The organism is Companilactobacillus bobalius (genome assembly GCF_009764355.1).
This window is the reverse complement of the sequence record NZ_LNUA01000010.1, coordinates 24,609-41,733: the sequence shown is the minus strand read 5'-3', so window position 1 is coordinate 41,733 and position 17,125 is coordinate 24,609. Positions and strand designations below refer to the sequence as shown.

General features: G+C 35.3%; 14 protein-coding genes. 8 read left to right on the top strand and 6 right to left on the bottom strand.

Annotated elements, in window-relative coordinates; genetic code table 11:
* Window positions 1-492 precede the first annotated feature (492 nt).
* The 3 genes from ATN92_RS01700 to ATN92_RS01690 all read left to right on the top strand — a co-directional run bounded on the left by ATN92_RS01700 (window position 493) and on the right by ATN92_RS01690 (window position 3,106).
* Complete coding sequence (locus ATN92_RS01700; protein ID WP_158106612.1) at window positions 493-1,383, top strand: sensor histidine kinase; 891 nt, start codon at window positions 493-495, stop codon at window positions 1,381-1,383.
* On the top strand, window positions 1,380-2,135 hold the full coding sequence (locus tag ATN92_RS01695) for a LytR/AlgR family response regulator transcription factor (protein WP_056954746.1): 756 nt from the start codon (window positions 1,380-1,382) through the stop codon (window positions 2,133-2,135). The genes ATN92_RS01700 and ATN92_RS01695 overlap by 4 nt, the downstream gene beginning before the upstream one ends.
* A 674-nt stretch (window positions 2,136-2,809) precedes the next feature.
* On the top strand, window positions 2,810-3,106 hold the full coding sequence (locus ATN92_RS01690; RefSeq protein ID WP_056954748.1) for a bacteriocin immunity protein: 297 nt from the start codon (window positions 2,810-2,812) through the stop codon (window positions 3,104-3,106).
* A gap of 226 nt (window positions 3,107-3,332) precedes the next feature.
* On the opposite strand, the gene ATN92_RS01685 is transcribed toward ATN92_RS01690, so the two are convergent.
* Window positions 3,333-3,800 carry a hypothetical protein gene (locus ATN92_RS01685; protein ID WP_056954750.1) on the bottom strand — a complete coding sequence of 156 codons (468 nt, stop codon included), beginning with the start codon at window positions 3,798-3,800 and terminating at the stop codon, window positions 3,333-3,335.
* Window positions 3,801-4,074: 274 nt separating this feature from the next.
* Here ATN92_RS01685 and ATN92_RS01680 point away from each other — a divergent pair, with 274 nt between their 5' ends.
* Together ATN92_RS01680 and ATN92_RS01675 are read left to right on the top strand one after the other, a co-directional pair.
* Complete coding sequence (locus ATN92_RS01680; RefSeq protein WP_162255723.1) at window positions 4,075-5,478, top strand: Nramp family divalent metal transporter; 1,404 nt, start codon at window positions 4,075-4,077, stop codon at window positions 5,476-5,478.
* 168 nt (window positions 5,479-5,646) lie between these two features.
* A complete protein-coding gene (locus tag ATN92_RS01675; protein ID WP_056954754.1) occupies window positions 5,647-6,417 on the top strand; it encodes a TerC family protein in 771 nt (256 codons plus the stop codon).
* A gap of 14 nt (window positions 6,418-6,431) precedes the next feature.
* Here ATN92_RS01675 and ATN92_RS01670 read toward each other — a convergent pair whose 3' ends face one another.
* From ATN92_RS01670 to ATN92_RS01660, 3 genes are all read right to left on the bottom strand, one after another.
* Complete coding sequence (locus ATN92_RS01670; protein WP_025085911.1) at window positions 6,432-7,835, bottom strand: APC family permease; 1,404 nt, start codon at window positions 7,833-7,835, stop codon at window positions 6,432-6,434.
* A gap of 196 nt (window positions 7,836-8,031) precedes the next feature.
* On the bottom strand, window positions 8,032-8,877 hold the full coding sequence (locus ATN92_RS01665; protein WP_056954756.1) for a helix-turn-helix transcriptional regulator: 846 nt from the start codon (window positions 8,875-8,877) through the stop codon (window positions 8,032-8,034).
* 27 nt (window positions 8,878-8,904) lie between these two features.
* A complete protein-coding gene (locus tag ATN92_RS01660) occupies window positions 8,905-9,264 on the bottom strand; it encodes a DUF488 domain-containing protein (RefSeq protein ID WP_056954758.1) in 360 nt (119 codons plus the stop codon).
* 169 nt (window positions 9,265-9,433) lie between these two features.
* Between ATN92_RS01660 and ATN92_RS01655 the strand changes: the two genes are divergently transcribed.
* Window positions 9,434-9,871 carry an Hsp20/alpha crystallin family protein gene (locus tag ATN92_RS01655; RefSeq protein ID WP_056954760.1) on the top strand — a complete coding sequence of 146 codons (438 nt, stop codon included), beginning with the start codon at window positions 9,434-9,436 and terminating at the stop codon, window positions 9,869-9,871.
* Window positions 9,872-9,965: 94 nt separating this feature from the next.
* Window positions 9,966-10,403: an Hsp20/alpha crystallin family protein gene (locus ATN92_RS01650; protein WP_056954762.1), complete on the top strand. Its 438-nt coding sequence runs from the start codon at window positions 9,966-9,968 to the stop codon at window positions 10,401-10,403.
* A 253-nt stretch (window positions 10,404-10,656) separates the two neighbouring features.
* Here the strand turns inward: ATN92_RS01650 and ATN92_RS01645 are convergent, their stop codons facing one another.
* Entirely contained in the window at window positions 10,657-12,039 is a 1,383-nt protein-coding gene (locus ATN92_RS01645; RefSeq protein ID WP_143444265.1) for an MATE family efflux transporter, read from the bottom strand.
* A gap of 172 nt (window positions 12,040-12,211) precedes the next feature.
* A complete protein-coding gene (locus tag ATN92_RS01640) occupies window positions 12,212-14,914 on the bottom strand; it encodes a glycoside hydrolase family 65 protein (RefSeq protein ID WP_056951861.1) in 2,703 nt (900 codons plus the stop codon).
* A gap of 201 nt (window positions 14,915-15,115) precedes the next feature.
* Here ATN92_RS01640 and ATN92_RS01635 point away from each other — a divergent pair, with 201 nt between their 5' ends.
* Window positions 15,116-17,083 (top strand): PTS sugar transporter subunit IIABC, encoded by a 1,968-nt coding sequence (locus ATN92_RS01635; RefSeq protein ID WP_056951862.1) that lies wholly within the window; start codon window positions 15,116-15,118, stop codon window positions 17,081-17,083.
* The last annotated feature ends 42 nt before the right edge of the window (window positions 17,084-17,125 follow it).

Here is a 17,125-nt window from a genome sequence, read left to right as displayed (position 1 = left end):
TTGGTCAACTTCTCTTTTCATTGTTACGATATAAATATACTTTTTTTCACTGGGGGGGAGTGATGAGCATTGATTACTGTGGATACTCGATTGTTTATTTTAAATATGTTTATATCATATCTCTTTTATTTTTTAGCATTTAATTCTGTTTATGACATGAAATTAATTCCACTTTACAAAAAGATACTCTTTCTTCCCGCCTTTTATTTTGCCGCCATTTTTATTGCCGTATTTGTCAACGACACCGTCTATTTAGTGCTTCTAGTAGTCATTTACTTCTCTTTAAGAAACAAAAATTCTAACAAATATTACCTGGTAAATTCCATATTGCTGGCACTTCTATTCGAATTCACTTCTTCAATAATTGCTTCCGTTATTATTACAAAAATCTATCTTGTTTATAAAATAAACGATTTATTATTAATAACTGGTACGCTCTTGATTCAGCTTATTATTTTGCTAATAATCATTTTTATCTTTAAAAAGCTTAAGTTGAATAGTATCATTCAAAATTTCAGTTCACCATCCCTAAGCATAGTTCTAACCTATTCTTCTATGGTCATACTTGCCTTTATGTATTTCATCCAAAAATTCAAAGCTTATTTAGACTTAACAACAGGTATTCTAATTTTTCTGATTGTCCAAGGAATCGCCATTGCCTTCATTTTCATTCATGAGAATGTCCGTCAAAAAGAGATTTACGAAAAGAAATTGATGTCTGAACAATTAGATAATTTAAGCGATTATACTAAACAACTCGATAGTGACCAAAAAGAAATGCATAAATTTCGGCATGATTACAAAAACATTCTTAATAGTTTAAACGAAATTGCTACCGTCAATGACAACAACGACTTGAAAAGCTCACTAAAAGAATTGGAGGGTTACTCGACTACATACTTCAGTAACATTTCTATGGATGACTTCAAAGATTTGGAATACATCTCCAATCCCTATATTAAGTCACTTATGATCAGTAAATTGAAAACCATCAAATCTAACAATATCGACTGCTATTTTGAATGCAAAAGTGATATCGACAATGTGCGTCTTAATATTTTTGATCTCATAAGACTAATGGGAGCTAGTATTGATAATGCCATTGAAGCTGTTAAAGAACAACCAAGTGGCAAGATCCAAATTATCCTGATTAACACTGATGGACAATTAGAAATCTCGATTAAGAACACTATTGTCAAACACATTTCCGTTTCTAAAATTGAACAATATGGCTTTTCTTCCAAGAAGAATCATGACGGGCTTGGTATGATTAACATCCAAGATATTAAAAAGAAGTATAAAAACCTTTTGGTTTCCTACAATACCCGCAATAATTGGTTCAGCATGCAATTTACCATTACAAAATCAGGAGGGAAAAAATGAGTTATCCTATTATTATTTGTGAAGATAATCCAATCGAGCTGAAACAACTCAATACTCTGATTGAAAACTATCTCCTCTTTCATAATAATTTCTTCGAAATTGAACGTACCGCTCAAAGCCCTCGAGATATTCTTCAGTACTTACGAACATCCCAACCTAACCGTGGAATTTACTTTTTGGATATCGACTTACAAGCAAAAATTGACGGTATCGATTTGGCAAAAAGAATTCGAGAATTTGATGTAGAAGCCAATATTATTTTTACTACTACGCATGAGGAGTTAGCACCAGAAACTCTCAAGCGAAAGGTTGGTGCCATTGGTTTTATCGAGAAACAACAAGACCTTGAAGCCTATCGTGACGAAATTTATGACGCACTTGCTTATGTGGAAAAATTAATAAAAAAATCATTAGAATATCATCAGCAAAACTTTGTCTTTGAAATTGGAACACAAATATTTAATTTTAATCAAAATGAAGTTTATTCAATCGAATCGTCCAAAATTCCTCACCAATTAATTTTTATATCCGATAATGGTCAATACGAATTCTATGGCAAACTCAATGATTTAGAAAAGAAATACACTTTCTTATTTAGAATTAGTCGTTCCTGTCTTATCAATCCAATCAACATCAGACAGATTGATTTTCCATCCCGTCAAATTCTATTAAAGAATGGCACCACTAAAAAATTTTCTATGGGGAAAGCTACTAAATTAAAAAAGAAACTGCAATCCATCACTAATATTTAAAGAAAAAAGGATTCGGGCAATCACGCTTGAGCCCTTTTATTTTTACCACTTTCAAGACATATAATCCCCCCATCCAAGACATTTTAATTCTAAATAATCACACAGTTGTTAAGATTATCAGTATAAAGAATCAATTATGATACGGGGTGAATATTATGAAAAACATATTTAGCACACTATTCATTATTATTGGTATCTGGCAGTTTTTCGCAACGATAAATTATTTCAAAACTCTCAAAACATCAGGTGGCAAATCCACATCAGCATTTTCACCGATGGCAATTTGGTTCTCATTTATACTCGCAATCATTTTTATCATCTTGGGACTTGGTTCACTCTTTAATTGGCTCTAAAATTTCTTAACAACACAGGGAGATATCATGCCGCAAAAAATAATCCAACTAATACTCCTTTTACTATTACCGATATTTATACAGCTAAATGCCTTAACCATGGTCTCAAAATCAGGCAATATCGTCTTTACACTAATTATGTTTGGAGCTATCTTATACGTGTTAATCCGCATTGCCAGAAAATACGATTTACCATACCAGCACCTTCCTCACAACTATCTTCGAAAAAACTAAGAATATTTACAGTAATATCCTTTCACATCAATTATTGAATATAATATCGACAACCCTATTTTTCTTATAAAGGAGGTGACAAAACAAATGGCTAAACTAACTTGGTTTGCTGGTGGCAAAGATCGTGGTGATGAAGCAATTGCTATCATCGATGACTTACTTAATAATTTAAATACCGATGCCAACAGACAACCTTTACAAGAGGTACTAATCGAATTCAAAGATGAACTAGAAAAAAGAGAATCAGCCGTTCCCTACATCTTAAGTAGGATGAACATATCAATTTCTAACGCACTTCATAAGAACAAAATCTCATTAACAGAAGAACAACAATCTAAATTACAAAAATTAACTCAATTATCAAATATAAGATACGGCTATTAAAATAAACGACGTCCATTCAGATTAATCAATCCACAAAATTAAAGTGAATTGAGATTCCTGAATAGACGTCGTTTTTTAATTCTAAATTTAGAAGCAGAATCCAGTCTGGAACAAAAAATCATTAGCTTCAAGTCGCGTCCGCTACGTTCCAGCGGCCCACAGATTTTTTGTGGAAGACGACATATTTACCAACTAAAAAAGACCTCAAACGAGGTCTCTTCCATTTCTATATTTGTCCAACTTCAACTGAAACTTCATTGGATAACTTTTTATCTAAGAATTTTTGAATCTCTTTATATGACGTATTAAAATTCATTTCCACTTGTTGTGGTCTCTTCGTGTTAAAAATAACTGCTACTTTTGGTTTACTACCTTGCAACTCGATTGGTATCAAAGTTACGTGAATGATCTGCGAGTAATCCAAAACGCCCGAATAGAATCCATTGATGACGATTTTCTTCGAACCAATTCCTCCAACACCATTCATAATGTTAAGTAACATGAATAAAGCAACCATGATGATGTAAGATAATTGATTTGTTGGTGAGAAAAGTAGCCATGCCCCAATGAAAGCCGCAAAAATCAGCGATGAAACCTTATAAATTGACTTGATTTCAATTTGGGACTGCCAATACACATTGAAGGCTGCACCAAGGAAAAAGATGATATCAACTATTATTAAAATTACATTCATTTGACTTTATCCCTTTTCTAAAAATTTAAAATATTGTTCCCTACCATTTCCATTACACTTATATTGTATCGTAACAATGTGATAAATACATGAAGTTGCGTATTAGAAACGTAAAATTATGCATTTACACATAAATATTTGTTTATTATTAATATAATTGGCACAAAATTATTATCCCATGTCACCATCTATCCCTAGAAAACACGGCTTTTAGTATTATTTTGTTAAGTTGTCCTAATTATTAAGTTTACTGGGTTTAAAAGACACCTCTAACATGATATTATATGTTGAGAATAAAAAGGGGGAGAACAGCTTGAGTGAAAAAAATAAAAAACACGAAAGCCTAATTCATTACGCTAACGGTCCTTCCTTGGAAGAAATTAATGATACCGTTGATGTTCCGACAGACGCAGGTTTCTTTAAAACCTTGTTAGCATATAGTGGACCAGGTGCTTTGGTCGCCGTGGGTTACATGGATCCCGGTAACTGGGTAACATCTATCGCCGGTGGTGCCCAATTTAAGTACAAATTACTATCCGTTATCTTGATTTCTAGTTTAATTGCGATGCTACTACAATACATGTCAGCTAAACTAGGTATCGTGACCGGAAGAGATTTGGCACAACTAACGAGAGATCGAACTAGTCGAGTCGGAGGATTCTGTTTATGGATCATCACCGAATTGGCTATCATGGCAACCGATATCGCCGAAATTATCGGTTCAGCGATTGCCTTGAAATTGCTATTTAATATACCGGTATTATGGGGTGTTATCATCACGGCTTTTGATGTTCTATTACTATTGGTCTTGATGAAACTAGGATTCAGAAAAATTGAAGCTATCGTAGCCACACTTATTATGGTTATTCTATTAGTCTTCTTGTACGAAGTTATTTTGGCTAAACCAGATGTTGGTCAAATGATGGTTGGATTCATCCCCGAACCTAAAATTTTACAAAATCAGAGTATGCTTTATCTATCATTAGGTATTGTTGGTGCAACAGTTATGCCTCATAATTTGTACTTGCACTCATCTATTTCACAAGCTAGAAAATATGACCGTGATGATCCAAAGAGTGTTCATCAAGCCGTTAGATTTTCAACTTGGGATTCAAATATCCAATTAACATTAGCCTTTGTCGTTAATACTTTACTATTACTACTTGGTGCCGCATTGTTCTATGGTACAAATAGTGATTTGGGACGTTTCGTTGATCTATTTAACGCCCTTCAAAATCCAAAGGTTGCTGGTGCAGTTGCTAGTCCCGTACTAAGTATTTTGTTTGCCGTTGCCCTATTGGCATCTGGTCAAAACTCAACTATCACTGGTACACTTTCCGGACAAATTGTTATGGAAGGTTTCATCCACATGAAGATGAAACTATGGGCAAGACGTGTTATTACTCGTCTTCTATCCATTATTCCAGTTATCTCGTTTGCCATTATTTTCCATGGTAACGAAGCTAAGATCGAATCACTTTTGACATTGTCACAAGTATTCTTGAGTGTCGCTTTACCATTTTCAATTTTTCCATTGATCAGATTCTCCAGTAACAAGAAACTTATGGGTGAATTTGCCAATAATAAATTTATTGAATATCTAGGTTACTTTGTTGCAGTGGTGCTAACTATTTTGAATATTTGGTTAATCTATACAACATTTGTACCAACCGCTTAAAAGTTAAAGAGCAGTTTCTTCGAAAATGAGGGAACTGCTTTTTTTATTTACTCCTTATATCAAAATGGAAGTATACTTCCATTTTCTTTTTCAAACCTTAATTGTAAATCGATCCTCTAATCTGGTATCATTTACCCAACAATACAAATAGAAAGCAAGGAATACTGATTGAATGCATTAATAAATATGTACGGTCCATTCTTTGATCTTCATAACTGGGCAACTGTTATTGAATCGGGGGAAGATTGGTTAGTTATCTTATCATTGGTAGTCATGGAGTGTATGTTGTCAGTCGACAACGCGGTAGTTTTGGCCGCTCAAACACAATCACTACCTAACAAAGTTGAACAGGAAAAGTCACTATTTTACGGACTATTCGGTGCTTACATCTTTAGATTCTTAGTTATCGGTGTCGGGGTCTACTTGATTAATTTCTGGTGGATCAAAGTCTTTGGTGCCGCCTACTTGTTCTATCTCTTCTTAAATCACTTTTTCTTCAGTAAGAATAAAAAAGTTGAGGTTCCAACTGAACCTAAAAAAGAGAATGCTCTAGAAAAGCATCTTCACATTTCCAGATTCTGGCAAGTCGTTATCTCAATTGAATTAATGGATATCGTCTTCTCAATTGATTCTGTTTTGGCCTCATTGGCTATTTCTAGTAATCCGGTTATCGTCTTAATTGGTGGTATGATCGGTATCTTAGCTATGAGAGGTATCGCTGAACTAATCATGGGCTTGATGAGTAAGATTCCTGAACTAAACGGTATGGCTTACTTCTTGATCATGTTCATTTCGGTAAAATTATTCTTGTCGATTCCAGCAATTGACATCGAAATACCTAATCTTGTCTTCGTAGGTGTTTTAGTTGGTGCCATCATCGTTACCCTAATTATTCATATAATCAACAACAATAAAGCTCCCAAGAGCAAGAAAAAATAGCCTCCGTCAGGAAGCTATTTTTTATTTTGCAATTTTGAATGTTTCAAACTGTAAGTGAAGTAAACGACGATTCCAATCAAGATCCAAATTCCAACACTGATTTTAGAAATAGCTGGCAACATCAATAAGAAGTATAAACTAGCTACTCCAGCAAAAATTGGTAGGAATGGATACCAAGGCATCTTGAAACCTGTATTAGGAATGTCTTTACGATGACGTAACGGAATAATACCGAAAGAAATAAAGACGAAGGCCAACAAGGTTCCGGCATTGATCAATGATGTTAATTCAGTCAATGGTACCAAGCCGGCAAAGAAAGCTTGAACTACTGTCGCTACTAAAATGGCATTCTTTGGAACTGAATATTTGAAGTCGACTTGTCCCATTTTCTTAGGCAACAATCCATCGCGGCCCAAAGCGTAAACTAGACGAGATCCACCAAAGAACATCGTCAACAATGATGTGAAGATACCAACTAAGGCGCCAATGGTGATCAGTTTATTCCAAGTATCGAGATGTACGACTTTCAACGCATAAGCGGCTGGATCATCAACGTTTAAGTCCTTATAATTGACGATTCCGGTTAAAACAAGTGAGAAGGAAACGTACAAGATTACTGCGACAATAACTGTTCCTAGAATTCCTTTAACCATATCCTTTTTCGGATTAATGGTCTCCGCTGAATTGGCTGCCAAAGCATCGAATCCAACGAAAGCAAAGAAGACTGTAGCACAAGCTGTCGAGATTCCACCTAAACCAAAGGGTTCAGTATGGAACTGTTTAGGATAGAATGGCACATAATTGCTAGTCTTAATATAGAAGAAACCGACCACAACGAAGAGGACGATAATCGCTACTTTGATAACAACCGCAACGTTTTCAACTTTCTTAGAAAGACTGGCACCGTGGGAAATGATGATAGCAATCAATAAGACGATCAATGTGGCTGAAATATTGATTCCACCACCTTCCAGAGGACCTGCCGATAAGAACTTAGGTAGATGTACTCCAAAAGCTCCCAAAATATTGTTGTTAAAATATGAAGCAAAACCAACTGCTTCCGCTGAAACGGTTAAGAAGTATTCCAAAATCAAAGCCCAACCTAGAATCCAGCCGACTATTTCACCGTAAATAATGGAACCAAATGAATAAGCCGAACCTGCGACAGGCATTGCCGAAGAAAATTCAGCATAAGCCATGCCGACTAAGCCAGAGACCAGTGCAGCAATCAAGAATGCTATTGCCACCGCTGGACCGGCATGTAACGCCGCTTCATGTCCTGGTAAGATAAAAATACCAGTTCCGATTACGGCTCCAATCCCAAGTGACAAGAGATCCCTTGCCCCTAAACTCTTTGTTAATCTCGAATCCGCCTTGATATAAGTGTCGACGGATTCCTTCTTAAAGACATTTTTCATAAATATCTCTCCTTAAATTACACAAAAACAAGTAATTTACATTAAGCCTAAATTTTACTACAATTTTTTTCATAAAAAAAGATAATTTGTGCATAAATCCTGTACACACGTCTAGTTATCGCTTACACATTGAAATAATTATCAGGGTAAACAAAAAATGCAGGAAGCATTAGTAAGAATGCCCCCTACATTTTTATTACTCTTTTCCATCAATACGATATTTCGTCGGTGCATAGCCAGTGTACTTTTTGAACGTCTGACTAAAGTAGCTCAATCTAGTAAAACCTAATGCATCCGAAATTTCATTAATACTGTTATCTGATTCCTTTAAGAGAATCATGGCTTTTTGAATTTTTCGGGCATTCAAATACACCGAAAAACTCAAACCTGTTTCCCTCTTAAACAGTTTACTGAAATAATAATCCGACAAATAAACTTTGCCCGATACTTGATCAAGTGTTAAACGCTTATCTAAATTATTATCAATAAACTCAATTGCAGAAATAATCGATTCATTTGAAGTCGACAGATGTCTGATTCTCTTCAATGCACCACTCTCATCATTTTCGAGATCATCGATAGCTTCGTCGACATCTAGTGAATATTTAATTATGAAATCATCAATTCCTCTCTCCTTGATGATCAGCTTTGATACACTCTCAAATAAATATCTTAAATATTCAACTTGTTGCTGTAATTTTTGAATTACTACAATATTACTCGGATCAGTATTTTTCAAAATATCCTGAGCAACACAAATTTTTCCTATTCGTTGATTGATTATAGAAATACGCAACGGTGCATCAGCATATTCCATATCATACTTACATTTGTTAATACTCAACTTAGATAAGTCTCTAGTTTTATTTACCCGTGTTAATTCAGTTTTCCTCGTTAGTTTACCAAAAATTCCAGCCTGTAAATGATCCTCATTGTTTAACACAAAAATAGCTATATCATTGGTCTGTGCATATGATTGCAACAGATGAATCAATAACTTATCACTACTAGATAATAAAGATTGCAAATCAAATTCTTCCATAATTGTTAGCCAACCAATCTACAATACTTAAATATTCGAATTTAGATATTCCATTAGCACTACAGCGTCATTATGTTCTTCATCTTTTGCACTATATAGTATCAGTACGTCTTGTGTTTGAAGAGCCTCTTTTAAGGACTTTAGAAATTCTTTGGTATATGGATTATTGTTAATCTCATCTAAATATTTGTTCTTAAATTCTAAATATTTTTCAGGATCATGTCCAAACCACTTACGCAATTCTGCTGATGGGGCTATCTCTTTTGCCCATAAGTCAAGGTCTGCACGTACTTTAGACATACCACGTGGCCAAAGCCGATCTACCAGCACACGATACCCTGCTGGTAAATCTTTGTCGTAAATACGTTTCATAACTAATTTAGTCATCTTAACATCCTCTTCTTTACTAAGTTAATTGTATCACATAATATACGGTTATTTTTTACTTACTTTTTGCTAAAATTAGCACTCGTTAATTAAGAGTGCTAAATTCTTGAACTTCCATAATTCAGGTTTTATACTGTATTTGTAATTAAGGGAAAGGAAGTAATAAAATATGGCAAATGAAATTATGGACCGTAACGATTTAATGAGAAACTGGTTTAATAGTGACTCTTGGATGAATAGTTTTCCATCTATATTTGACAATAATTTTCCCGAAGATTCAACATTAAAGACTGATATTAAAGAAAATAATCAAAATTATGAAGTACACGTTGATCTTCCCGCAGTTGATAAGAAGAACATTGATATTACGTATGATAATAATGTTTTAACTATTAGTGGTCACCGTGACAGTTTCACTGATCATAATGATAAAAATGGTGATGTAATTATGTCTGAACGTTCAAGTGGTCATTTCATGAGACAATACAGATTGCCACAAGTTGATCAAGATAATATCAAAGCTACATATAACAAAGGTGTTTTGGAAATCACTCTTCCAAAGATAAATAAGGAAGTAGATTCTGGACATCACATCGATATTGACTAACGCTTTAAGCTTATTTTTTTGGAGTTCCATTAGCACTCGTACTCGATGAGTGCTAAAAAACAAATTTATTCTTTTAAAAAGGAGTTAATTATTTATGGTAAATGAAATTATGAATCGTAACAATTTAATGAGAGACTTTTTCAATGGAGACAAATGGATGACTAGTTTTCCATCATTATTCGAAGATAGTGCTTTAGAAGGTTCTAATTTGAAGACTGACATTAAAGAAACAGATAAAGATTATGAAGTACATATTGATATGCCAGCTTTTGATAAGAAGAATATCGACATCAATTATCAAGATGATGTTTTGACCGTTAGTGGCCGTCGCGACAGCTTTAATGATCATAACGATAAGAACGGCGACATGATTATGTCCGAACGCACAAGTGGCCGCTTCATGAGACAATATCACTTACCAGCAGCCGACGTTGAGAACATCAAAGCTAACTATGACAATGGTGTCTTGAAGGTTATCCTCCCTAAGTTAGAAAAGAAAACTAGCTCAGAACACCATATCGATATTGACTAATATAGATGCAGTTCCTATTTAGGTTTTAAAACATCTAAGAAACAAAGCCGGATTTAGTCCGGAACAACAAGAAAATTGGCTCAGCCATGAGATTTATCTTAGCAATTTATTGCTTAGATAAAGGCCAAATTTGAAGATCCATTATTTTGCACGAAGTGTAAAATAATTAGCTCCAAGTCGGCCCATGGCGTTCCAGCCAAATTTTCTTGTTGTGGAGGACGGAATTTTTAACCACAACTAGGTAAGAAATTAGCTATTCTGAAGCTGTTTCCTCGTGATTCAGAAGGTTCTTCATATTTTTCAGTTTCTTAATCTCGATATTCCAAGTACTTACTAATACCAATACTGAACCGGTCCAAGCCAGTGGATTAGCCATGGCAGCACCGTAGAATCCGAAGATACGGATAAGAACGACACCAGCAAAGACTCTCATTAATAGTTCGGCAATACCTGCAATTGTTGGTGCTTTTTGATTGCCCAATCCTTGTAATGTATATCTGACAATGAAGAGAATTGACAAGATAAAGTAGGTCGAACCATTGAAGTAGTAGTAAATTTGAATCAAATTCAAAACTTTTGTTTCACTACCATTCATGAATAGATGAGAAATTGATTGACCAAAGAAAATCAAAAAGATTCCGATGACAAGACTAGAAATTACTGAGACTAAAATTCCATCTTTGACACCCTTCAAGATACGATCAAATTTCTTAGCACCCATATTTTGAGCAGTGAAGTTAACTAGAGCCAAACCAAAACTAAAGGCTGGTAAGGTGGCAATTTGTTCAACTCTTCCTGCAACCGTGTATGCAGCAACCGCATTGGCACCTAAGGTGTTGAGCATGAATTGTAGAATGATTGAACCAATAGCGATGATGGAAGATTGAAAGCCCATTGGCAAACTAATTTTTAACAATTCCTTGATTTCGTCCATATCAATTTTGAAATCATCACGGGTTAAAATTAAATATGGGATGTGTTTTCTAATGTAGAAATAAAGAATTACAAAAGTGATTGTTTGCGCAACAACAGTGGCTAAACCAGCACCAGCTACGCCCATCTTCAAATAGAGAATGAACACTAACTCTAAAAGAATGTTTAAAACTGTACTTACGATTAAAAAGAATAGAGGCACTCTTGAATCTCCAAGTGCTCGCATTGTGTTTCCCAAAAAATCAAAGCCTACAAAAGAAAAGATTCCTGCAAAGATAATCTCCAAAAAGATAAATGAGTCATGTAGCAACACTTTAGGTGTTTGCATGGCGACAAGCAGTGGATAAGCTACTAAAAGAGCAATCGTTGTAAAAACAACGATGATAAATAGAGAAATGATGATTCCTGAAGCAAAACTTTGTCTTACACCAGCCTCATCGTTGGCTCCATATTTTCTTGCGGTTAAAATAGTTAAACCACTGGTCATCCCTTGAGCAAATCCAATGACTAGTGCTGTTAATCCCCCTGTCGCACCAACGCTGGCTAAAGCATTGACACTGATAGTTTTACCAACAATTAAGGTATCAATAAAGCTATAGAATTGTTGGAAAAAGTTACCTAATAGCAAAGGTATGGTATACAGAAAAATAACTTTTATAGGTCTGCCGTTAGTCAGATCTATCATATGTCTAAACCCCTCCATAAAGATTATGAATATTCTATCATTTTATTTTTGATTGGTAAGGGGGTAGAACCGAAAGATTAAGTTATTTTTGAGTAACTTGTCACATCTGGGTGTAAGCGTATAAGTAAAACAAGCCATACTGACCGTAAAAGAACTCCAATTACAGTTGGTATAGCTTGTTTATTGTTATTTAGTAAGTCAATTGAATCTCTTGGTTAGCGGTTAATGGTAATTTTTGGTTAAGAAATTTGATTTCCGTATCCTTATCAGTCGTTACGATAAAAGTATTGTCAGTAACTCTGAATTTGAAATTGACATCCCTAAAAGTCATTTGAAAATCTACTTCTTCCCATTGCTTTGGCATGTGTGGATTAACTTCAAGCATCTTGCCGCGATAGTCTACACCAGCAAAGTAGGAGGTAACGACATTTAATGTTGCACCCATAACACCTAAATGGATACCTTCGGCAGTCGTACCACCTTGAATGTCATAGTAGTCGCTAGTAAGTGCTTCGTAGAATAGTTTCCAAGCTTGTTTGTCTTCACCGATTTTAAGCATCAACATTGAGTAAACGATTCGAGAAAGAGTGGAGCCATGGGTTGTTCTGGCAATATAGTATTTAATATTGTCATGAATAAATTTATTAGGGTTAACAATTGGATAATCTAAATCAAGCATAATTTTTAGAAAGGCACTCTCACGAATATTAAATAGGGCCATTAAAGTGTCAGCTTGTTTAGCAATTTGGTAATTATCAGGAGAATCATGATGGGCTTTGAGAATTCGGTCCATTCTAGAAATATTGCCATATTGTTGACGATACTTGTTAAAGTCGATTTCCTTGAGATCAAAGTAACCTTCAAATTGACCAAGAATGTCACCACTGAAGTCTAATTTGAGGTTGTGTCTGATATTATTCAGATCTTTGATGTTCTCTTGGGTGAAATTAGTTCTCTTGAGATTATCATCGATTACTTTAGCAGGTTCATCTTCAATTAATTTTGCAAGTTTCTTGAAGAACCAACTGACCATGATATTTGTATAAGCATTGTTCTTTAAGCCTTGGTTATCAGTATCACCAGGATAATTTTCGTGGAATTCATCTGGTCCCATGACATCGGAGATTGTGTACTTTCCAGTGTCAGGATCAAATTTGGACATACTAATCCAGAATTCAGCAATATCAAAAAGCATTTCCAATCCATATTGACTCATGAAAGCTTCATCTTGGGTAGCGTTGTAATAATTTAGAACATTATAGGCTACGGCTAAGGAAACGTGACGTTGTTTTCTAGAATTGTCAGGGTCCCAAGTGTTAGTCATGGGATTTAGGTGAACTTCTTGTGATTGTTCGTCACCATACATGCCACTTTGCCATGGGAACATAGCTCCTTTGTAATCGCTAGCTGCGGCATATTCTTCGGCGGCATCTAAACGGTTATAGCGATACATCATTAAGTTTTTAACCAATTCTGGATAGTGTAGGAGATAGAAGTTCATATCAAAGAGTTCATCCCAGAAAATATGTCCACGATAACCTTCACCAGTTAGGCCTCTGGAACCGACTGAAACATCTAAATGTTTGTTAGCAAGTTCTTGTGCAGCAATCGTCATACTGAAACAATTCAAATGTAATAACTTTTGTGCAGTAACGTCCCCAGAAACAATGATATTTTCTTTCTTCCAAACATCGTGCCAAGCCTCTTTTGATGCTTCTTGAGCACCTGCAAAGGTAGGGATGAATTTGTGATTTCTGGCGGTGTCAATCATGTCAGGGTTGGTTTCAAGTGAAGTGAAAATGCTGACGGCCTTTTCTAGAGTGTAAGTGTGGTTTGGTTTGACATTAAAAGCAATAAATTGGCTAGCTACCTCAGATTTATTCTCCATATAATATTGAGCATTGTCGATATCAGGATAGGAAATATTAGTCTTAATAGCTAAATCAATTTGAGATTGGTTAGTGTGAGCTAGCATTAGTATTTCTTTGTCGTTGTTTTCAATATTGTCGACGACTAAGTGTTTATTGGCCAAATTACGATATCTAGCGACATTGCTGTTCACAACTGAAGCGTCTGTTTGAGTCAATAAAGTTATTTTGCCATAGAAATTCAGGGGTGTGACAGAATATTGAAGGTAGTAATCGTGATAATTTTTCAGGTCGGCCAATTTTTTAGCAACTACTTTCAATTCTTTGCCATCATCCAACTTTATAATAGTAGAAATTGTTAAAATTCCATGTTTCATGTCTAGAGAACGTACGGATTCCTGAACCAAATCATCTTTGATTCTAAGATAGTCACCTTCATCTACTTTAAAGCTGATATATTGGGAATTTGGCAGGTTAACGAGGTCTTCATTGATAACTTCACGGCCATTGATTGGAGTAGATAATTGATTGAAGACGCCAGCAACATACGTGGCAGGATAATTGTCGTCATTAGCTTTGGCTTCTAAGTAAGTACCCCTTAAACCTAAAAAGCCATTACCGATTGTTTGCATGGATTCTTGACCGTATTGACGTTTGTCGTGATCCAAATGGTTGTAGTCCAAGTGCCAGCCGGAGTAACTAATCGCATTGTGAATGGCCAAAGCCAGACCATCTTTGCGGATGTCTTCCATATTGACTACTGGAACGTGGAAGATATTTTCCAAATCATTGCGACAATCGATCGTTTGGCCATTATAGGTAATTAAATTTTTATTTAGTAAACTTTCATGTGTATTTGTAAGTATCAAAGAATCGATTGGAGTCGAAAGATTTTTTGCAAAATCCTGAAAATTTTCTTTTAACTCTTGTCCAGGATTAAGCTTATAACTTTGTTGATCAGTTAGATCTTTATTGTCGGAATAAATAATTTCATCATCTGTAAACTTTAAATATAAGGGTTTCATGACTATTTCCTCCATAAATAAAAAGCTATATATTTGTTTAAACACATTATTACAATACGTATTATACACCCCGTCAATACGGTTTTAGTGCGAATTTTATAATAAAAAATGTTCTAACTTGATGTTTATACATGACAAGACGTATTATTATTATGAATGAAAGATGTAACCGGTTACTAAATTTAAGGAGGTGCTATTCTTATGAAGAGTACAGTTAAAATGCTTGCTCCCGTAAATGGTCAGGCTGTACCAATAACTGAAGTTCATGACCCAATGTTTTCTGAAAAAGATATGGGTGACGGATTTGGAGTTATTCCTACTGGAAATGAGATTTTGTCCCCAGTCTCTGGGAAAGTTATGTTAGTAGCTTCAACGAAACACGCAATTGGATTCAGTACTGATGATGGATTAGAAGTTTTGGTTCACATGGGTGTTGATACAGTTGAATTAAACGGTGCTCCTTTTGAACTATTTGTTAAAGAAGGAGATACAGTTACAGCTGGTCAAAAGATAGCTACAATGGACATTGATGCTGTCAAAAAGGCTGGTAAAGTAACAGATGTGATCGTTGCTCTTACCAATACTAATAAGATGGTTAAAGATGTTAACGTCACTAAAGGTGATGTTAAAGCTGGTAACAGTGTTGCTGAAGTTAGTTTGATGGCTCCTGGAGAATCTACTGCTAAACCATCAGGCAAGGTCGATTATGACCAGCTAGGTAAAGATATCGTTAAGAATGTTGGTGGAGTAAGTAACGTTGAAAATGTTATTCACTGTATCACACGTGTTCGTTTCTATTTGAAAGATGACAACAAAGCTAACGATGACACTATCAAATCCATGAAGGGTGTTCTAGATGTCGCTAAAGCTGGTGGACAATATCAAGTTGTTATTGGACCTGCAGTTGAAGATGTTTATGATGCTGTTGTTAAAGCTTTAGGACCTGGATTTGGTGGAGATTCTGAAGTTAAGAAAGAAAAGGTTGAAGCTCCAAGAGGTGTTTGGCCTAAGACAAAGTTTTATTTCAGTGCTTTAATTGGTGTAATCACAGCCAGCATGATGCCTATCATTGGATTGTTAGCTGCATCAGGTATTTTAAAGGGATTATTAGCTTTAATCGTTTCAGCTAAATGGTTATCTGCAACAAGTTCTACATATATGATTATTAGTGCAATGGGTGATTCAGTATTTTATTTCCTACCTATTCTAGTTGGTTTCACAGCTGCTAAGAGATTAGGTGCTAACCAGATCATCATGGGTGTTATCGGTGGTGTTTTGGCATATCCAACCTTGGTACAAGTAGCAACTAAAACAAGTAGTACCGCAATGAATTTCAACAGTAACTTCTTTGGTATTCCTATTCATATCGCAAACTATACTTATTCAATTTTCCCAATGATCGCTGCGGCATGGATTGCTTCAAAGATAGAACCATGGCTCAAGAAACACATTGTTATGTCACTACGTATGATCCTTAGTCCTCTACTAGAAGTATTTATTGTCAGTGCAATTATTATCGTTATCGTCGGACCAGTTATTACACTTCTAAGTTCTTACTTAGCAAATGGTATCGTTGCTCTATTGAAGTTCAGTCCTGCTATTTCTGGATTGTTGATCGGTGGATTCTATCAATGTTTGGTTATCTTCGGTTTACACTGGGCTGTTATTCCCGTTGTTGCTAGTCAAATTGCTACAACAGGACACAGTGCATTGAACGCTATTGTTTCTGCAACAATGGTTGCTCAAGGTGCTGCTGCAATGGCTGTCTTTGTTAAAACAAAGAAGAACATTGATATGAAACAAATTGCCGGTGCCGCTACACTTTCAGCTTTTGCTGGAGTTACAGAACCTGCAATGTATGGTATTAATTTGAAATATGGTCGTATCTTCTGGACAGCAAATATCGGTAGTGCCGTTGGTGGCTTGATTACCGGATTAATGCATGTTGATATGTGGGGCTTCGCCGGTTCATTAATCGGATTTGCTTCATTCATCAATCCAAAGGGTATTGACAGTAGCTTCACAGGATACTTAATCGCATCAGCTGTTACAATTGTTGTTTCATTTGTATGTACATACCTCTTCGGATTCAAAGAAGAAGACCTTGAAAGCAGTCATGCTGTTGAAAAGGTAAGATTAGGTAGCCGTGAACCTGCACAAGCTAACTAATAAAAAAATTAATATTGAACTAGAAAGAATTTGCCATATAAT

Coding starts and splice junctions, on each gene's coding strand:
- ATN92_RS01695 (WP_056954746.1), top strand. CDS start 1,380: ATGAGTTATCCTATTATTATTTGTGAAGATAATCCAATCGAGCTGAAA.
- ATN92_RS01690 (WP_056954748.1), top strand. CDS start 2,810: ATGGCTAAACTAACTTGGTTTGCTGGTGGCAAAGATCGTGGTGATGAA.
- ATN92_RS01685 (WP_056954750.1), bottom strand. CDS start 3,800: ATGAATGTAATTTTAATAATAGTTGATATCATCTTTTTCCTTGGTGCA.
- ATN92_RS01680 (WP_162255723.1), top strand. CDS start 4,075: ATGATATTATATGTTGAGAATAAAAAGGGGGAGAACAGCTTGAGTGAA.
- ATN92_RS01670 (WP_025085911.1), bottom strand. CDS start 7,835: ATGAAAAATGTCTTTAAGAAGGAATCCGTCGACACTTATATCAAGGCG.
- ATN92_RS01665 (WP_056954756.1), bottom strand. CDS start 8,877: ATGGAAGAATTTGATTTGCAATCTTTATTATCTAGTAGTGATAAGTTA.
- ATN92_RS01660 (WP_056954758.1), bottom strand. CDS start 9,264: ATGACTAAATTAGTTATGAAACGTATTTACGACAAAGATTTACCAGCA.
- ATN92_RS01655 (WP_056954760.1), top strand. CDS start 9,434: ATGGCAAATGAAATTATGGACCGTAACGATTTAATGAGAAACTGGTTT.
- ATN92_RS01650 (WP_056954762.1), top strand. CDS start 9,966: ATGGTAAATGAAATTATGAATCGTAACAATTTAATGAGAGACTTTTTC.
- ATN92_RS01645 (WP_143444265.1), bottom strand. CDS start 12,039: ATGGAGGGGTTTAGACATATGATAGATCTGACTAACGGCAGACCTATA.
- ATN92_RS01640 (WP_056951861.1), bottom strand. CDS start 14,914: ATGAAACCCTTATATTTAAAGTTTACAGATGATGAAATTATTTATTCC.
- ATN92_RS01635 (WP_056951862.1), top strand. CDS start 15,116: ATGAAGAGTACAGTTAAAATGCTTGCTCCCGTAAATGGTCAGGCTGTA.